Source organism: Thiothrix winogradskyi (assembly GCF_021650935.1).
GTDB lineage: Bacteria > Pseudomonadota > Gammaproteobacteria > Thiotrichales > Thiotrichaceae > Thiothrix > Thiothrix winogradskyi.
In genome coordinates this window covers 4,093,216-4,109,279 of sequence record NZ_CP091244.1, presented here as the reverse complement: position 1 = coordinate 4,109,279, position 16,064 = coordinate 4,093,216, and the positions used below count along the sequence as shown (strand labels likewise).

Annotated in this window: 16 protein-coding genes; 14 read left to right on the top strand and 2 right to left on the bottom strand. The window is 53.9% G+C overall.

Annotation, left to right across the window (positions count from 1 at the left end; translation table 11 throughout):
- Positions 1-2 precede the first annotated feature (2 nt).
- Positions 3-737: an MBL fold metallo-hydrolase gene (locus L2Y54_RS20370; RefSeq protein ID WP_236498632.1), complete on the bottom strand. Its 735-nt coding sequence runs from the start codon at positions 735-737 to the stop codon at positions 3-5.
- A gap of 57 nt (positions 738-794) precedes the next feature.
- The gene (locus L2Y54_RS20365) at positions 795-1,457 is read right to left on the bottom strand and encodes an ArsR/SmtB family transcription factor (protein WP_236498630.1); all 663 of its coding nucleotides are present in this window, start codon (positions 1,455-1,457) and stop codon (positions 795-797) included.
- 84 nt (positions 1,458-1,541) lie between these two features.
- Here L2Y54_RS20365 and L2Y54_RS20360 point away from each other — a divergent pair, with 84 nt between their 5' ends.
- The 14 genes from L2Y54_RS20360 (at position 1,542) to L2Y54_RS20295 (ending at position 15,988) form a co-directional block, all read left to right on the top strand.
- Complete coding sequence (locus tag L2Y54_RS20360) at positions 1,542-2,840, top strand: MFS transporter (RefSeq protein ID WP_236498628.1); 1,299 nt, start codon at positions 1,542-1,544, stop codon at positions 2,838-2,840.
- Positions 2,841-2,843: 3 nt separating this feature from the next.
- The gene (locus tag L2Y54_RS20355) at positions 2,844-3,806 is read left to right on the top strand and encodes an AAA family ATPase (RefSeq protein WP_236498626.1); all 963 of its coding nucleotides are present in this window, start codon (positions 2,844-2,846) and stop codon (positions 3,804-3,806) included.
- A 42-nt stretch (positions 3,807-3,848) separates the two neighbouring features.
- Positions 3,849-4,082 (top strand): CopG family ribbon-helix-helix protein, encoded by a 234-nt coding sequence (locus L2Y54_RS20350; RefSeq protein WP_210228843.1) that lies wholly within the window; start codon positions 3,849-3,851, stop codon positions 4,080-4,082.
- Positions 4,079-4,408: a type II toxin-antitoxin system PemK/MazF family toxin gene (locus L2Y54_RS20345; RefSeq protein ID WP_236498624.1), complete on the top strand. Its 330-nt coding sequence runs from the start codon at positions 4,079-4,081 to the stop codon at positions 4,406-4,408. The genes L2Y54_RS20350 and L2Y54_RS20345 overlap by 4 nt, the downstream gene beginning before the upstream one ends.
- Positions 4,408-5,322: a DUF58 domain-containing protein gene (locus L2Y54_RS20340; protein WP_236498623.1), complete on the top strand. Its 915-nt coding sequence runs from the start codon at positions 4,408-4,410 to the stop codon at positions 5,320-5,322. The genes L2Y54_RS20345 and L2Y54_RS20340 overlap by 1 nt, the downstream gene beginning before the upstream one ends.
- On the top strand, positions 5,319-5,681 hold the full coding sequence (locus L2Y54_RS20335; RefSeq protein ID WP_236498621.1) for a DUF4381 family protein: 363 nt from the start codon (positions 5,319-5,321) through the stop codon (positions 5,679-5,681). Before L2Y54_RS20340 ends, L2Y54_RS20335 begins: the two co-directional genes overlap by 4 nt.
- A complete protein-coding gene (locus L2Y54_RS20330) occupies positions 5,678-6,700 on the top strand; it encodes a vWA domain-containing protein (RefSeq protein WP_236498619.1) in 1,023 nt (340 codons plus the stop codon). Before L2Y54_RS20335 ends, L2Y54_RS20330 begins: the two co-directional genes overlap by 4 nt.
- Positions 6,667-8,484 (top strand): vWA domain-containing protein, encoded by a 1,818-nt coding sequence (locus L2Y54_RS20325; protein WP_236498618.1) that lies wholly within the window; start codon positions 6,667-6,669, stop codon positions 8,482-8,484. Before L2Y54_RS20330 ends, L2Y54_RS20325 begins: the two co-directional genes overlap by 34 nt.
- Positions 8,478-9,491 (top strand): hypothetical protein, encoded by a 1,014-nt coding sequence (locus L2Y54_RS20320; RefSeq protein WP_236498616.1) that lies wholly within the window; start codon positions 8,478-8,480, stop codon positions 9,489-9,491. Before L2Y54_RS20325 ends, L2Y54_RS20320 begins: the two co-directional genes overlap by 7 nt.
- A 77-nt stretch (positions 9,492-9,568) precedes the next feature.
- Positions 9,569-10,510 (top strand): sulfurtransferase, encoded by a 942-nt coding sequence (locus L2Y54_RS20315; protein ID WP_236498614.1) that lies wholly within the window; start codon positions 9,569-9,571, stop codon positions 10,508-10,510.
- 24 nt (positions 10,511-10,534) lie between these two features.
- Positions 10,535-10,843, top strand: a complete 309-nt coding sequence (locus L2Y54_RS20310) for a UBA domain-containing protein (RefSeq protein ID WP_236498613.1) — start codon at positions 10,535-10,537, stop codon at positions 10,841-10,843.
- A gap of 99 nt (positions 10,844-10,942) precedes the next feature.
- Positions 10,943-13,309 (top strand): type I restriction-modification system subunit M, encoded by a 2,367-nt coding sequence (locus L2Y54_RS20305; protein WP_236498611.1) that lies wholly within the window; start codon positions 10,943-10,945, stop codon positions 13,307-13,309.
- Positions 13,310-13,538: 229 nt separating this feature from the next.
- Positions 13,539-14,846 (top strand): restriction endonuclease subunit S, encoded by a 1,308-nt coding sequence (locus L2Y54_RS20300; RefSeq protein ID WP_236498610.1) that lies wholly within the window; start codon positions 13,539-13,541, stop codon positions 14,844-14,846.
- Positions 14,834-15,988, top strand: coding sequence for a DUF4268 domain-containing protein (locus L2Y54_RS20295; RefSeq protein ID WP_236498608.1), 1,155 nt, complete (start codon positions 14,834-14,836; stop codon positions 15,986-15,988). Before L2Y54_RS20300 ends, L2Y54_RS20295 begins: the two co-directional genes overlap by 13 nt.
- Positions 15,989-16,064 lie beyond the last annotated feature (76 nt).

Below are 16,064 nucleotides of genomic sequence, written 5' to 3'. Positions count from 1 at the left end.
TATCATTGCCCCTGCACATTACGCCGAATAATCTCTGCCATGCCTTCTGGCTGTGGCGGCAAATCGGCGAGAATTGTCTCCACAAACGCCGCTTTATCCGCCAGCAACGCCGTATTAAAGCGCTTTTCAAACGCAATTGTAGAAGATGGTTTGCCCGAAATCCCCGCGCCACACACACTACCCGCTTGCGCACCGGGGAAAATTTCAACGTGATCCGGCAAGGTCAGCAGCTTGTTAAAAATGGAAGCGTGCAGCAATGCACCCATGCGTTCTTCTTCACCACGCAAATCGGGTCGTCCAGCACTGCCCACAAACAGCGTATGCCCACTCAACAAAAACCACGGTTCAGCACTACGGCGTACATCGGATACCAGCAAGCAAATGCTATCCGCCGTATGCCCCGGCGTGTGCAGCACTTGCGCAGTCACATTGCCGATGGTCAGCACCTGCCCATCCTTAAGCGCGGTAAACGCAAATTGCGGCGTGGAACTTTCGTGCAAGCAATACTCGCCGCCGCAACGTTGCGCTAATTCACGCCCGCCGGATAAGTGGTCGGCATGGATGTGCGTGTCGATCACGTAATCAATCTTCACCGCCTGTTGCGCGGCTTGCTGCAAAAACCACTCTACATCTTCGGCATGAACATCGACCGCGATAGCGTGACCTTTGCCACCACAGCCAAACAAATAAGCAAGCGAGGAAGGGTTGGATGGTGCGGCACGTTGCAAGAAAAACATAAGGGATACTCCTTTCTTAGCCCCTCTACCTCTGGGAGAGGGGGTGGGGTGAGGGTCTTATAAGGTTTGAACAGGTAATCCAGCGGCTTTCCATTCGGGCAAGCCATCGACAAGACGCATGGCGTTAATGCCATGCCCGCGCAAGGTTTGCACCATCTGGTAGGAATACACGCAATACGGCCCACGGCAATACGCGACGATGGTTTTGCTGTCGTCGAGTTCGTGCAGGCGTTCGGCGACTTCTTCCGGCAGCAGATGAATCGCGCCGGGGATGTGTCCGGCGGCGTATTCGGCTTGTGGACGCACATCCAGCACGGTGACTTCATCGCGTTGAATGCGGGTCAGCAATTCTTCCGCGCTAATGGCTTCCATCGCCTGTTTGTCGGTCAGGTAGGTGTGGGCAAGCCGCTCCACTTCTGCCAGATGTAATTCCGCCGTGCGCCGCAAGCTGGCAATCAGTTGCACCACATCATCTCCGGCGAGGCGGTAGCAACGGCGTTTGCCATCGGTGCGTACATTCACCAACGCGGCTTGTTTGAGGGTTTGCAAATGCCGTGAGGTGTTGGCTACCGTGAGGTTAGCAAGCTGGCTGAGTTCCTCCACGCTGCGCTCGGTTTGCGCGAGGTAATCGAGGATTTCCAAGCGTTGCGGGGAGGCAAGTGCTTGCGCAATCAGCGCAAATTGGGCGTTAACGTGTTGTTTAAAAACGGGGGATGACATCAGGGTCTTCTCATTCAATTGATAACTTGAATGATTGCATGACAATGCGTATCCTGCAAGCTGTTTCCACCACAGGTTGTTTTCATGCCCACGTTGCAACACGGTATCCACGCCAATCTCGCGCAAATCTTGCACCAGCTCCTGCAAGTGTTTCTGGTCGGTTTAACCATCGGCATGACGCGCACTGTCGTCCCCGGCTTGGCGGAAACTGAATTTGGATTGGGCGGGCAACAGTTCTTTTTGCTGACCACGTTTGTGGTGGTATTCGGCGCGGTCAAAGCGGTGATGAACCTGTTTGCGGGGCGGTTTTCTGATCGTTTCGGGCGCAAGCGGGTTTTGATTACGGGGTGGATTGCGGCGTTGCCGATTCCGTTTTTGCTACTTTACGCACCGAATTGGGGTTGGGTCGTTGCCGCCACCGCCTTGCTTGGCATTAACCAAGGCTTGTGTTGGTCGATGACCTTGAACAGCAAACTTGACATGACCCACCTGAACCAGAAAGGGCTGGTCAATGGGCTGAATGAGTTTTCTGGTTATGCGGCAGTTGCGCTGGCGGGTGTGGTTACTGCGTGGTTGGTGGATGTTTATGGCGCACGGTTGGGCTTGTTTCTATTTGGCACAACGGTGATTGTGCTGGGCTTGGTGCTGGCGGTTCTTGTGGTGAAGGAAACACGACCGTGGGCATTGGCTCATGTGAAAGAAACCCCTCCTAACCTCCCCTTATCAGGGGAGGGACAAGAAACGGATCACTCTCTTCGCTCCTCCCCTGATAAGGGGAGGCTGGGAGGGGTTTCTTCACCCTCACTAGGTCAAGCCTTCCTCTACGCCAGTTGGCAAAACCGCAATCTATTAGCCCTAAACCAAGCTGGATTGGTAGAAAAATTCACCGACGCACTGGTATGGATCATCCTTCCCGTCTGGTTCGTCTCACAAAACCTCACCCTCGTGCAAGCTAGTTCTATCATCGGCATCTACGCGCTGGTATGGGGCGCAAGTCAACTGATCACCGGTCCCGCCTCCGACCGTTTCGGGCGAAAACCTTTGATTGTCGGCGGCATGTGGCTATGCGGTATCGGCGTATTGTTGCTGGTACTCACGGAATCGGTATGGCTGTGGACGCTGGAAGCAGGTCTAATCGGTTTCGGCATGGCGATGCTTTATCCCACGCTTGGCGCGGCAGTCGCCGACGTTAGCCCACCCGCACAACGCAGCACCTTGCTTGGTGTATACCGTTTCTGGCGTGACTTCGGGTACGCGGTAGGTGCGCTGAGCATGGGCTTGCTGGCACAATGGGCGCAAGGCTTGGATGTAACCTTCTGGCTGGTCGGGGTAGCGATGTTGCTCTCCGGCGCGTGGGTTGCGTTGGCATTCACCAAGGAGTAACCCATGCAAACCCAAACCGAATTCCTGCAACTGCGTTCCCACCTCGAACAAGTGATCGTGGGGCAATCCGCCTTGCTCGACCGCCTAATGATTGCACTGCTCACTGGCGGGCATATCCTGCTGGAAAGCCTGCCCGGTCTGGCAAAAACCACCGCTGTCACCACGCTCGCCAGCGGTGTCCACGCCAGCTTCCAACGCATCCAATTCACGCCGGATTTGATGCCGGGGGATTTGACCGGCACGGATATTTTCGAGCCGCAACACGGCACATTTCGCTTCATACCGGGGCCGTTATTCCACGAAATTGTGCTGGCGGATGAGATCAACCGCGCTCCGCCCAAAGTGCAATCCGCGCTGCTCGAAGCCATGCAGGAACACCAGATCACCGTCGGCGGCGTGACTCGCCCCTTGCCCGAACTGTTCATCGTAATGGCGACGCAAAACCCGCTGGAACAAAGCGGCACATACCCCTTGCCCGAAGCGCAACTCGACCGCTTTTTGCTGCACGTGGTGCTGCAATACCCAACGGCTGACGACGAATTGCTGATTTTGCAACGCGATCGGGCGCGGCATTACGGCGCGGATAAACCCGTGCTGCATTCACCCTTACACCCGCAGCAAGTCCTGCAAGCTCGACGCGAAGTGGCGGAAGTGCATGTTGCGCCGGAACTGGAACGGTACATTGTTGCGCTGGTCGGGGCTACCCGCGACTTGGGGCAGTTTGATGCAGCATGGGCAGAGTATTTGCAGGTGGGTGCATCGCCGCGTGCGTCGATTGCGTTGCTGCGAGCCAGCAGTGCGCTGGCGTATTTGCGTGGCAGGGAATACGTCGTGCCGGATGATATTTTGGAGATTGCGCCGGATGTATTGCGCCATCGGCTGGTGTTGGGGTATGCGGCACGGGCAGCGGGTGTGGATGCGAATGCGGTGGTGCGTAAGGTGTTGGAAGGGGTGGCGATTCCGTGAATCCATGCTAATATAGCTATAATCATCCACATGGAAACCACTATGCGAACCTTGCAAATGACCCTCGATGACGATCTGGTGGCTGAACTCGATCAGGTTGTTCAGGAAAGCCACACCAACCGCTCCGCCTTCACCCGCGAAGCCTTGCGGATGGCAATTGCGGTCTACCATCAACGCAAATTGGTAGAAAAACACCGTGCTGGCTACTTGCGTCACCCTGTTGCCCCCGACGAATTTTCAGTGTGGGAAGAAGAACAAGCGTGGGGTGATGAATGAAGCGTGGTGAAATTCGTTGGTACACGTTCAAAGAGCCGGATAAACGTCGCCCAGTAATGATTTTGCTGCGTTCTGACATTATCCCGTATTTGGGTGAGGTGACTATCGCGCCGATTACCACCACGATCCGCGACATTCCCAGCGAAGTGGCATTGACCGTGCAGGATGGTATGCCGCGAGAATGTGCCATCAATTTCGACCACATTCAGACAGTGCAGAAAGGCAAGTTGGGCGCTTTGATTACCACGCTTTCTGTGCACAAACTGGCGGAAGTTGATCAGGCTGTCAGCTTTGCGTTGAGCTTGAATAGTTTTGACGGGTTTTGATGCCAACCGTTATGCCCCTCCTCACCGAACCCGAACTGCAAGCCCTCTACCAACGCGCCCGCAGTGCCGCTGCTGACGTTTCCCTACAAAACCTGCTGGAACAACGCCAAGCCGGTGACGTAGCTTCGCGTTATCGCGGTGCAGGGCTGGATTACGCGGAAAGCCGCCCCTACCAACCCGGCGACGAACCGCGCTTTATGCACTGGAGCGTCACCGCCCGCACCGGCAAACCGCACGTCAAACAATTCCGTGAAGAACGCCGCCCCGCCATTTTCATCCTGCTGGATCGGCGCAAAGCCATGCGTTTCGGCACGCGGGTACGCCTCAAAGCCGCGCAAGCTGCCCGTGTTGCGGCGCTCGCCGCTTTTGCTGCCACGCAACAAGGTTGGGCAGTTTCCGGCGTAATCTTGGAACTGCAACCGCATTGGTTTCCCGCCTCCACCGATACCCACGCCGTGTGGGAATTCGTGCACCAGTGCGCGGCAACGTGCCCACCGTTGCCGTCGACGGATGAACCTGCCTTGGCAAGTATTTTGCCGCTCATCAATGCGCAACTGGTACGCGGCACACACGTTTATTTACTGAGTGATTTTTTCGATCTGGACGCGGCTTGTGAGGCACACATCCTGCAACTCCTCCAGCATCACCCGCTGTTCACCGTGCAAGTGCTGGACAGTGCCGAATGCGAATTACCCGCCGCCGGACGTTTAAATCTGCAAGGGCTGGATGGTGTTACCCACCGTGTCAATCTGGCTGATCCGCTATTGCGTGAACAGTTTCGCCAGCAAGCAGCGGCATTGCACGAAGGGCAAGCGCAACGCCTGCGCGGTTGGGGCTGCCATTACTCGCAACTGCTGACAGACGTGGATGCACCCGAATTGGCAGTACCATTACCGCATGGGATGGGCACATGAATACCAGTTTGCACGACCTCGAATTACCACCCGAAGCGTTGCCCATGATGGTGTGGTGGCTGATCGCATTCGTCATCTGTTTATTGCTGGCTGGCGTATTCTGGTACTGGCGCAAACGCCAAAGCCCTGTGGCGATGGCTTCGCACAAGCTTGCAAAGCTACCGGATGATCCTGCCAATCTGCCGCAACTGGTTGCGATAATGCGCGAAGCTCTTGCTCCCTTCCCTGATAAGGGGAGGGCTGGGGAGGGGTTTCTTTCTCAACTCGACCACGCCCGCTTCGCCCCAACACCCTGCACCCCCGGAACCTTCGCCACCCTCAAACGCGAAGCCCGCGCCCTGCTGGAACAAGCCCGATGAACATCGACTGGCTCACCCCGTATCTGGCATTAATACCTGTACTGCTACTGTTGGCTTCGACTTCGCTGGCTTCGACTCCGCTCAGCCACCGCAGCCAACGGACACAGCGTTCCCTGAGCGAAGTCGAAGGGAACACGGGAAGCGGGGTCTTTCTTCATCCTCTAGCCCACTTGCTACCCACAACTCCCGAACCCCAATGGCAACGCCACCTCCAACACGCCCTTTTCACATGGCTATGGCTCTGCCTAACCGTCGCCATCGCCCAACCGGTGCAACGCGGCGCAAAACTCCCCGACCTGCCGCCCGAACGCGACATCCTGCTACTGGTAGACGTATCCATCAGCATGACCCTCACCGACTACACTCTCGACGGACAAAAACGCAGCCGCATGGAAGTCCTCAAAACCCTGCTGCACGATTTCGCCAACCGTCTGCAAGGCGAACGCCTCGGCATGATTGTGTTCGCCGAAAACCCCTACCTGCTCGTGCCGCTCACCCGCGACCCGACGCTAGTACAACGCCAACTGCAACGCCTCACCCCAACCTTGGCAGGGCGTGTCAGTGCCGTTGGCGATGCCATCACCCTCGCCCTCAAAGAAGCGGGCAAACAACCGCAACGCAAACCCATTTTCGTGCTATTCACCGATGCCGACGAATCCATCGGGCGCGTAGACCCCGAAGCCGCCGCAGCCCTAGCTGCCGAAAGCAAGATTCCACTGTACACCATCGCGATTGGCTCCACCGCCGCCACGATGGCAGGCGACACTGGCGGCTTAGCCTACCAACCCGTCAACCTTGCTCTGTTACAAACCTTGTCAGAACGCACAGGCGCGAAAACCTACCAAGCTGGTGATGCGCAAGCGGTGGAACAAGCCCTTGCTGACATTACCCGCCAACACCAAAATGCAGCGGAACAAACCCCGCGCTACGAACAGCAACCCCTGTACCACTGGCTACTACTCGCTGGTTTATTGCCGTTGATGTTGTGGCAACTCTGGCAACGGCGGGCAAACGCATGACGTTCTGGCAAGCTTTACACTGGCGCGAACCCTTGTGGCTGTTGCTGGCATTGTTCCCGCTACTGCTTGCAGTATGGGGATATTTCCAGCAACGCCGCCAAGCGCAAACTTACGCCGATCCGCATTTGTTGCCGTGGGTGCAAGTGACCGCCAGCCAACACAGTTGGCGCAAGTGGCTTTCACCGCAAACACTGTGGGCGATTGCATGGGTATTATTCGCCATCAGCCTTGCCGGGCCGCGCATTCCGCAAACCCAGCCCGATGATTTACGCCCTGCCCAATTCGACGTGCTGGTGGTGCTGGACATTTCGCGCTCGATGCAAGCCACCGACCTTGCCCCCAACCGTTTGCAACGCGCCGCACTGGAATTGCACGAACTCCTCAGCCTTGCCCAAGGAAGCCGCGTGGGGATTGTGGTGTATGGCGCACGCCCGCACCTGTTCGCGCCGCTGACCAACGATACCAACGCCGTGCGCTTTTACCTGCAACATCTGGAAACGTTGGTGTTACCGACGTTGGGTACGGATCACACCGTCGCGCTCGATTTTGCCCAGCAAGAACTCGCGGCGCGTGAACAAGCATTGCCCGCCGCCGTGCTGTGGATTACCGATGGCGATATTCCTGCCGACCAACACGCTGCCTTGCAAACCCGTGTGCAAATTTTGCAAACGGCTGGCATTCCACTTTACAGCCTTGGCGTTGGCACAGAAGACGGCGAAGCCATCCCGCTCCCCGGCGGCAAATGGTTGGAACATGACGGGCAAGCGGTGCGTTCACGCCTCGATAGCACCTTGCTACAAAGCCTGACAGTGCAAGCGGGCGGTGCGTACAGCGCGGTGAAAGACGATGCCAGCGATTGGCAAAGGCTGTATACCAAGGGGATTGCACAAGCGTTTCCAGCGCAAGCCGAAGCTGGGCAACAGTGGCGAGAGTTGTATGTGTGGACGTTACTAGCGGCAATGGGTGTCATGTTCTTTGCGCTGGGGAAAAAATCCCCCCTAACCCCCCTTTTGCAAAGGGGGGAACCAGAAGGGCGATATTCTCCGGTCTCCCCCTTTGCAAAAGGGGGATTGAGGGGGATTTTCTTCCTCTGCTTCCTAATCGCATTCTCCGACCCGCCCCAAGCCGCTGAAACCGATTTAACCAACGGCATTGCCGCCTACCGCGCTGAACAATACGCCACCGCCACCCAACATTTCACCGCTGCCGTCTTCGCCGCCCGCGACGACACTGAACGCGCTCGCGCCCTGCATAACCTCGGCAACAGCTATTTCCAACAAGGCGATTACGCTGCCGCCGCGCACGTGTTCCGTGATGCGCTCACCTATCGCCCTGAACACCCTGCCACCGAACAAAACCTCGAACTCGCTGCCGAATTGCAAGCCGAACTCGAACGCCGCCTCGCCGCCGCCAACCGCGCTGCCGCCGACAACGCGAGTACTGGTGCACGCCGCGAACGCGACACCAATACCCTCGATTGGGATCAAGCCAGCACCCTCACCCTAGGCGAAGGCAAAGACGCACCGGTAAACGCTCCACCGCCCGATTTACCCCCGGATTTCAACCAACTGGTCGCCAAAGGCATGGCACGCTTAGCCGAAACTGGCGCAACTGACCCGCAAACTTGGCGTAAAAGCCAACAATCGCTCGACGATGCCCGCATTGCTTTGCAACAACTGAATGACGACCCCGCCGCCTTGTGGAAACGCTTGTTTGAAGTGGAAGAAGGCTACCCCGCCCCCCAAACCCAATCCAACGCATTACCGGGAGTTCTGCCGTGGTAGCCGATTTGCCTTGGACAATCCAACTGGAAGACGCGCAAGTCTGGCAGCGCGAACGCACCACGCTTACGGTAGAAGTGCAATCCACCGACCGTTTCGCCAGGCTCGAAGCCAGTTTGCCGCGCATCGAAAGTGTCGATGTGCAAGCCTTGCCCGCCACCAATGAAGCGGGTGCTGATGGTAAACGTGTGTTGCGCCTGAGCTGGCAATTGTCCGCGCATACCCCCGGTACACAAACCCTTCAGTTTCCCGTCATCCGCTACAACCTCAACGGGCGCGATGCGGCGCAATGGCAACCGCCGCTGCAAACGCTGGAGGTGCAAGCCCTGCCGCCGTATTTGCCGCCCACGACTCCTGTCGGTAATGTGATGATCGAATCCCACATCGAACCCAGTGGCGTGTTGCAACCGCAGCATCTGGCGTATTGGCATGTCAGTTTGCATAGCGATACGGTAAACACGGCACAATTTCCGCCGATTCTCAAACAGATAAAAAACACCCATGGTGTGGAGATTTTTCCGGCGACCGTCAGGGCGGTTCGTGAACCGCCCCTACAGCGGTTGGATTATCGTATTCCGTTCAAGGCGCAGGGCAGTGGCACGCTGGATTTACCGACCTTGCAATGGCATTGGTTTGACCCCGCAACGGGACGTTTGGAACAGGTTGAATATTCACCGCCGCGCCCGTGGGTACTGGGTTGGGTATGGCGTGGTGTCAGCGGTGTGTTTAGTCTGCTGGCAGTGTTGGCTGGCTTAGGGTTTGGCGTAAAGCTGGCGGGGAAGCATTGGCGGCGCTGGCGTAGCAAAAAGCGTATGTTGCAGGCATTACAACCACCGGATTCCCCACAAAAGGTACGTAACGCCATGCGTGACTGTGCGGCTGCCCACGGTTGGGCAGAAAACTTCAGTGTGGCGCAATGGTTAAGTTGCTGGGAACAGCATTACGGGGCGGCTGATCATTTGCGTATGCAGCTACAAGCATTGGAACGTTCACGGTTTGCGTCGCCATGAATATATTCGCATAGACATATATATAGCGGTGCGCGTATAGTTTCTTACTCGTCATTAGTACTGGAGGAGGAAACCCAATGACATTATTCCTGAAACGTATCAGCAGCGTCGTGCTGCTTTTGAGCCTGATAATGCTGTCACCCGCATGGGCAGAAGGTCGCGATTTTCTGGTGGATGCCGATTGGCTGACCGAACAAAAAGAAAGCAACAAGGACTTGGTGATTCTGGAAGTGCGCTATCACCCACACCGTTATCACACCGTCGGGCATATTGAAGGCGCGGTACAAGTGCAACGTTTTACCGACTTGGGCGACAATCTTGCCAAGCCGATCATGCGCTTTCCCACCAAAGAAAAGTTCGAGCAAACGCTGCGTTCATGGGGCGTGAATAACGATTCCACCCTTGTGATGTACGACGATTCCAGCACCGCTTTGGTGTCCCGTTTGTATGGCATGTTGGAGCTGTTCGGTTATGACATGAGCAAGGTGAAAATTCTCGATGGCGGCACGATTGGCTGGACAGGTTTCAACGAACTCACCAAAGAGCCAACCCCAGCACCGAAAGAGGGTAACGTGACCCTCAAAGAAGCCAACCCCCAATTAATGGTGGAATGGATGGACATTTACGCTGATGTTGTTGCTAACCGCAAAGACAATATCGTGTTAGTTGATGCACGCCCTGCCGATATGTATACCGGCGCAACCATCCGTCACGCGGTGCAAGGTGGTCATATCCCCGGTGCAATCAATATCGTTAGCCTCGACGGCGTGGAAGGGCAAAGCCAGACTTGGCGTTCTGCTGAAGAACTCGAAGCGATGTACAAAGATATTCCTAAAGATAAAACCGTATACCTGTATTGCCATGACGGTTTCCGCATGAGCTTGGGCTGGTTGCAATTGAAAAGCCTTGGCTACAAAGACATCCGTTTCATGAACGGTGGCTGGCCTGCATGGGATGGCGCAATGACCCTGCCGATCGTGCAAGGTGACAAGCCGTATGATGACGACTTTTCACTGTAAAACAGCAAAATTGGAGATAGCTTGATGAGTGAAACACCACCCTTACATTCTTCCATCGTCGCGCTGGTGTCGCTGGCGGCTGGCATTGCGGCAAAACACCCCGCAATGGGGCTGTGCCAAGTGCAACGCCTGCGCTCCTTGGGCGTGTCGGAAGATCACATTCAAACGGCGGTAGAAATTGCCCGCCATATCCGCGATGAAGCGGCGCAAAAGCTGGATGAGGCGTTTGATGAACAAGCCGCTCCACCAACAGCGGACAGTGTGGCGGACATCCCCGTGGTTAGCGACGGAGCTTGCTGCACGCCGACGGCATCTGGGCAGGCTTGCTGTTAACCATTGCATAGAAAAGGGTGTATGGCATACGCCCTTTTTGCTTTGCCTGTTGCTGGCAAGCTGCTAGGGTAGCAGTCCACGCAATACTTAGGGAAAGTCATGGATCACAGCGTACACAACAAACTCATTTCATTCATTTGGGCTATCGCCGATGACTGTTTACGCGATGTGTATGTGCGCGGTAAGTACCGCGATGTGATTTTGCCGATGGTGGTGTTACGCCGTATCGACACCCTGTTGGAAACCAGCAAACAGGCGGTGCTGGATGAGGTCAACTTCCAGCGCGAGGAAATGCACGCCACCGAACTGGACGATGAGCCATTAAAAGCCGCTTCCGGGTACGTGTTCTACAACACTTCGCGCTGGACGCTGAAAACGCTGTTCAGCACCGCCACCAATAACCAGCAAATCCTGCTGGCAAATTTTGAAGAATACCTGTTGGGCTTCAGCGCAAACGTCAAAGAAATCATCGGGCGTTTCAACCTGAAAGCGCAAATTCGCCACATGGCTTCCAAGCAAGTGCTGCTGGATGTGGTGGAAAAGTTTGTCTCGCCCTATATCAACCTTACGCCCGACATTGCCGAAGACCCCGACGGCAACAAACTCCCCGCACTCACCAATCTCGGCATGGGCTACGTGTTTGAGGAACTGATCCGCAAATTCAACGAAGAAAACAACGAAGAGGCGGGCGAACACTTTACCCCGCGTGAAGTGATTGAGCTGATGACGCACTTGGTATTTGACCCGATCAAAACCGATTTGCCGCTGACCTTGACCGTGTATGACCCCGCGTGTGGTAGCGGTGGAATGCTTACCGAATCGCAGAACTTCATCGAAGAAAAATACCCCAGCACCACCACTAAACGCGACATTTACCTGTACGGCAAGGAAATCAACGACGAAACCTACGCCATCTGCAAATCCGACATGATGATCAAGGGCAATAACCCCGAAAACATCAAAGTCGGCTCGACGCTTTCCACCGATGAGTTCGCCGCTGACCGTTTTGACTTTATGCTCTCCAACCCGCCTTACGGCAAAAGCTGGGCTTCGGAACAAAAAAATATTAAAGACGGTGCGGATGTGATTGACCCGCGCTTTAAAGTGACGCTGTACGATTATTGGGGCAAGCCGGAAGTGGCGGATGCCACGCCGCGTTCCAGCGATGGGCAATTGCTGTTCCTGATGGAAATGGTCAGCAAGATGAAAACAGGCGGCAGCCGCATTGCTTCGGTGCATAACGGTTCTAGCTTGTTTACGGGTGATGCGGGCGGTGGGGAAAGCAATATCCGCCGCTACATTATCGAAAACGATTGGCTCGATGCGATTGTGCAATTGCCGAACAACCTGTTCTACAACACCGGCATTACCACCTACATCTGGCTGCTGAACAACAACAAGCCGAAGGAGCGCAAGGGTAAGGTGCAATTGTTGGATGCAAGTCTGTTATTCCGCAAGCTGCGCAAAAATCTGGGCAATAAAAACTGTGAGTTTGCGTCGGAACACATTCAGCAGATTACCCAAACCTATCTGGATTGCGCCGCGATTGAACGCGAACTCGATGCCAACGGCGACCCTATTGGCATTGCCAGCAAAGTGTTCCGCAATCAGGACTTCGGTTATTACAAAGTGACCATTGAACGCCCAGATCGGCGCAAGGCACGGTTTTCCGCTGATGCGATTGCGCCGTTACGCTTCGATAAAGCGTTGGCGGAAGTGATGGAACACCTTTACAGCGCGCACGGCGACAAGGTGTATGAATCCGCCTTTTTGAAGGCGCAGGAAAAAACCATTCTCGGTTGGTGCGAAGACAACGACATTAGCCTCAATAGCAAAGCGAAAGCCAAGCTGCTCGACGTGAAGTATTGGGCGGGCTTGAAACAGCTATTCGAGACGGCGCAGCGACTCATGGTTGAGTTGGGTGAAGCGGAATTTGACGACTTTAACGTGTTCAAGGAACAGGTGGATGCTGCGCTGAAAACCCGCGCTATCAAGCTGTCTGTCTCTGAAAAGAACGCCATTTTGAACGCGGTGAGTTGGTATGACGAAACCGCCGTCAAAGTGGTGAAAAAGGTGGTGAAACTGGCGGGCAAGGAATTGGATGAGTTGCTGGAACGCTATGATTGCGTGGTGGACGATTTACCGGACTTTGGGTATTACCTGACCAGCAAAAAGGGCGAATACCTCACCTATGAAACCAGCGCGGATTTGCGCGATAGCGAGTCGATTCCACTCAAAGACAGCATTTACCAATATTTCCTTGATGAGGTGAAACCGCACGTTGCCGAGGCGTGGCTGAATATGGAATCGGTGAAAATCGGCTATGAAATCAGCTTCAACAAGTATTTCTACCGTCACAAACCGTTGCGTTCGCTGGAAGCGGTGGCGGCGGATATTCTGGCGTTGGAACAGCAGGCAGATGGGCTGATTGCGGATATACTGGGTTTGAAGGAGTTACCAGCGTGAGTAAGATGTTGCCAAAGAAACCTCTCACCAACCCTGTTGCGGCTACGCCGTTCCCCCCTTCCCCAACCCCTTCCCCCGCAAGGGGGGCAGGGGCTAAGAAGTGCGATTTGTACCTAGCAACGGCAAAATTTCACATAGAATCTCCCTCTTGCTCCCTTCACCCCTTGCGGGGGAAGGGGTGGGGATGGGGGGAACGGCAAAGCCGCAACGTGTTAGGAGGAATTCCTGCATGAATACCTTCCCCAAATACGAAACCTACAAAGACTCCGGTATCGAATGGCTCGGCGAAATACCCGATTCATGGGAGCTAACGAAGTTAGGAACTTGTCTCACGCCAGTTTCTAAGAAAAACAGGGCTGATTTGCCCTTGCTTTCCATTACAAGGGAACAGGGCGTTATCGAACGTGACATAGAAGATGCAGAAAGTAATCATAATTTCATTCCTGATGATTTGAGCGGCTACAAAGTGCTTGAAAAAGGTCAGTTCGGAATGAATAAAATGAAGGCTTGGCAAGGTTCTTACGGTGTATCGAAACACACGGGTATTGTTAGTCCAGCTTATTTTGTTTTTGATTTTGCGAAAGTGATTGATCCAATTTTTTTCAACTGGGCAATTCGTAGTAAACTTTATGTATCTTATTTCGGGAGTGCATCTGATGGTGTGCGGATTGGGCAATGGGATTTATCCAAAGCTCGAATGAAGGCTATCCCATTTTTGTTGCCATCACCAGAAGAACAAACCGCTATCGCCCATTTCCTCGACCAAAAAACCGCGCAAATCGACGCAGCCATTGCCATTAAAGAACAACAAATCGCCTTATTGAAAGAGCGCAAGCAAATCCTTATCCAACAAGCCGTTACCCAAGGCTTAGACCCGACTGTGCCGATGAAAGACTCTGGGGTGGAGTGGATTGGGAAGATTCCGGCGCATTGGGAGGTTAAGAAAGCTAAGTTTATTTTTGATGAAATTGATGAAAGATCGAATACAGGTAATGAAGAGTTACTTTCGGTGTCTCATTTGACAGGTGTAACACCACGCTCAGAAAAGAATGTCAGTATGTTTATGGCAGAAGATTACACCGGATCAAAAACATGTCAGCCTAATGACTTGGTTATCAATATTATGTGGGCATGGATGGGAGCTTTGGGCGTTTCTAGCTATGAAGGAATAGTAAGCCCTTCATATGGTGTTTTTCGACAGAAATCTGAGAATACGTTTCAAGCGTTTTACTTGGAAGGTCTTTTAAAGACTGCTAAATACATAGAGCACTACAATAAAGTATCGACAGGATTGCACTCATCCCGATTGCGTTTCTATGGGCATATGTTCTTTGATATGAAAATTGGCTTCCCTAGTTTTGAAGAGCAAACAGAAATTGTTGGCTATCTTGTTTCTCAAACATCAAAGATGGATGCGGCAATATTGAGTCAAGAACAGCAGATCGAGAAGTTGCGGGAGTATAAAACCACGCTGATTAACAGCGCGGTGACGGGTAAGATTAGGGTCACGTCTGGGGATGAAATATGTACACCTTAAATCACGAGCAAAACCGGATTACGCCCATCGCCGTCAAAACCTTCTCGGAACTGGGCTTTACTGAACGCAAACACCTGCAAGAGTGGCTGGCTCATCAACCCGATGCGCTGGGCGAAGAGCTGCTGATTATCCAGAAAGAGTTTGACGGTTTCGATGACACGCGGGAACGCTTGGATTTGTTGGCGTTGGATAAGGATGGCAATCTGGTCATCATCGAAAACAAGCTGGATGACAGCGGTCGGGATGTCGTCTGGCAAGCGATCAAATACGCATCCTATTGCGCCAGCCTGACCAAACTCCAAATCGTGGAAATTTTCCAGCAATACCTCAAACGCTACGAACCCAATCAGGAACAGGAAGCCACACAATTAATTGCGGATTTTCTCGATGCCCCTGATCTGGATGAGGTCAAACTGAATCTTGGCAATAGCCAGCGTTTAATGCTGGTTGCCGCCAATTTCAGGAAGGAGGTTACCAGCACAGCCTTGTGGCTGTTGGGGCAGGGTATTTCTGTTCAGTGTTTCAAAGTGACCCCCTATGTGCTGGGAACGCAGTTACTGTTGAACATTGACCAAATCATTCCAACCCCTGAAGCTACCGAGTTGATGATCGGCATTAATGCCAAAGAAGCCGAAGAGAAAACCACGGAAGTGGTAGTCAAGTCACGCCATAATGTTCGGCTAGCTTACTGGGAAAAAGCACTGGAAGTCTTCCACAACAGCCATTGCTCGCTGTTCAACAATATCAGCCCCGGCAAAGATCACTGGTTATCCGCCGGTTCTGGCGTTAGCGGATGCCCATACAACCTGATCTTTTTGCAAAAAGAAATTCGCGTTGAATTGTGGATAGCCAAAGCACAAGGCGAAGAAAACACGTTTATCTTTGACTACCTCGAATCGAATAAGTCATCCATCGAAACAGCCTTCGGTGACGAGTTGGAATGGCTGCGTTTGGAGGGTAAAAAATCATGCCGCATTCAATACTCCCACCAAGCCGAGGGCTTCAACAAAGAACGTTGGTCAGAATGGATTGCATGGCATTTGGAACACATGATTCGGCTTGAACAGGCTTTCAAGAAACCCCTTCAAGCCGCAGCACAATCACGGAAGACGCACAGTTTGCCGATGGGGCAGATGTTATAATTGGGCAACAAGCTGTTGCCTAATTGCGAAACAGCTTGTTTCGTAATTAACCCTCTTGGCTGCTGAGTCCGATGCC

Coding starts and splice junctions, on each gene's coding strand:
- L2Y54_RS20365 (WP_236498630.1), bottom strand. CDS start 1,457: ATGTCATCCCCCGTTTTTAAACAACACGTTAACGCCCAATTTGCGCTG.
- L2Y54_RS20330 (WP_236498619.1), top strand. CDS start 5,678: ATGAACATCGACTGGCTCACCCCGTATCTGGCATTAATACCTGTACTG.
- L2Y54_RS20360 (WP_236498628.1), top strand. CDS start 1,542: ATGCCCACGTTGCAACACGGTATCCACGCCAATCTCGCGCAAATCTTG.
- L2Y54_RS20335 (WP_236498621.1), top strand. CDS start 5,319: ATGAATACCAGTTTGCACGACCTCGAATTACCACCCGAAGCGTTGCCC.
- L2Y54_RS20300 (WP_236498610.1), top strand. CDS start 13,539: ATGAATACCTTCCCCAAATACGAAACCTACAAAGACTCCGGTATCGAA.
- L2Y54_RS20305 (WP_236498611.1), top strand. CDS start 10,943: ATGGATCACAGCGTACACAACAAACTCATTTCATTCATTTGGGCTATC.
- L2Y54_RS20295 (WP_236498608.1), top strand. CDS start 14,834: ATGTACACCTTAAATCACGAGCAAAACCGGATTACGCCCATCGCCGTC.
- L2Y54_RS20370 (WP_236498632.1), bottom strand. CDS start 737: ATGTTTTTCTTGCAACGTGCCGCACCATCCAACCCTTCCTCGCTTGCT.
- L2Y54_RS20350 (WP_210228843.1), top strand. CDS start 3,849: ATGCGAACCTTGCAAATGACCCTCGATGACGATCTGGTGGCTGAACTC.
- L2Y54_RS20310 (WP_236498613.1), top strand. CDS start 10,535: ATGAGTGAAACACCACCCTTACATTCTTCCATCGTCGCGCTGGTGTCG.
- L2Y54_RS20355 (WP_236498626.1), top strand. CDS start 2,844: ATGCAAACCCAAACCGAATTCCTGCAACTGCGTTCCCACCTCGAACAA.
- L2Y54_RS20315 (WP_236498614.1), top strand. CDS start 9,569: ATGACATTATTCCTGAAACGTATCAGCAGCGTCGTGCTGCTTTTGAGC.
- L2Y54_RS20345 (WP_236498624.1), top strand. CDS start 4,079: ATGAAGCGTGGTGAAATTCGTTGGTACACGTTCAAAGAGCCGGATAAA.
- L2Y54_RS20340 (WP_236498623.1), top strand. CDS start 4,408: ATGCCAACCGTTATGCCCCTCCTCACCGAACCCGAACTGCAAGCCCTC.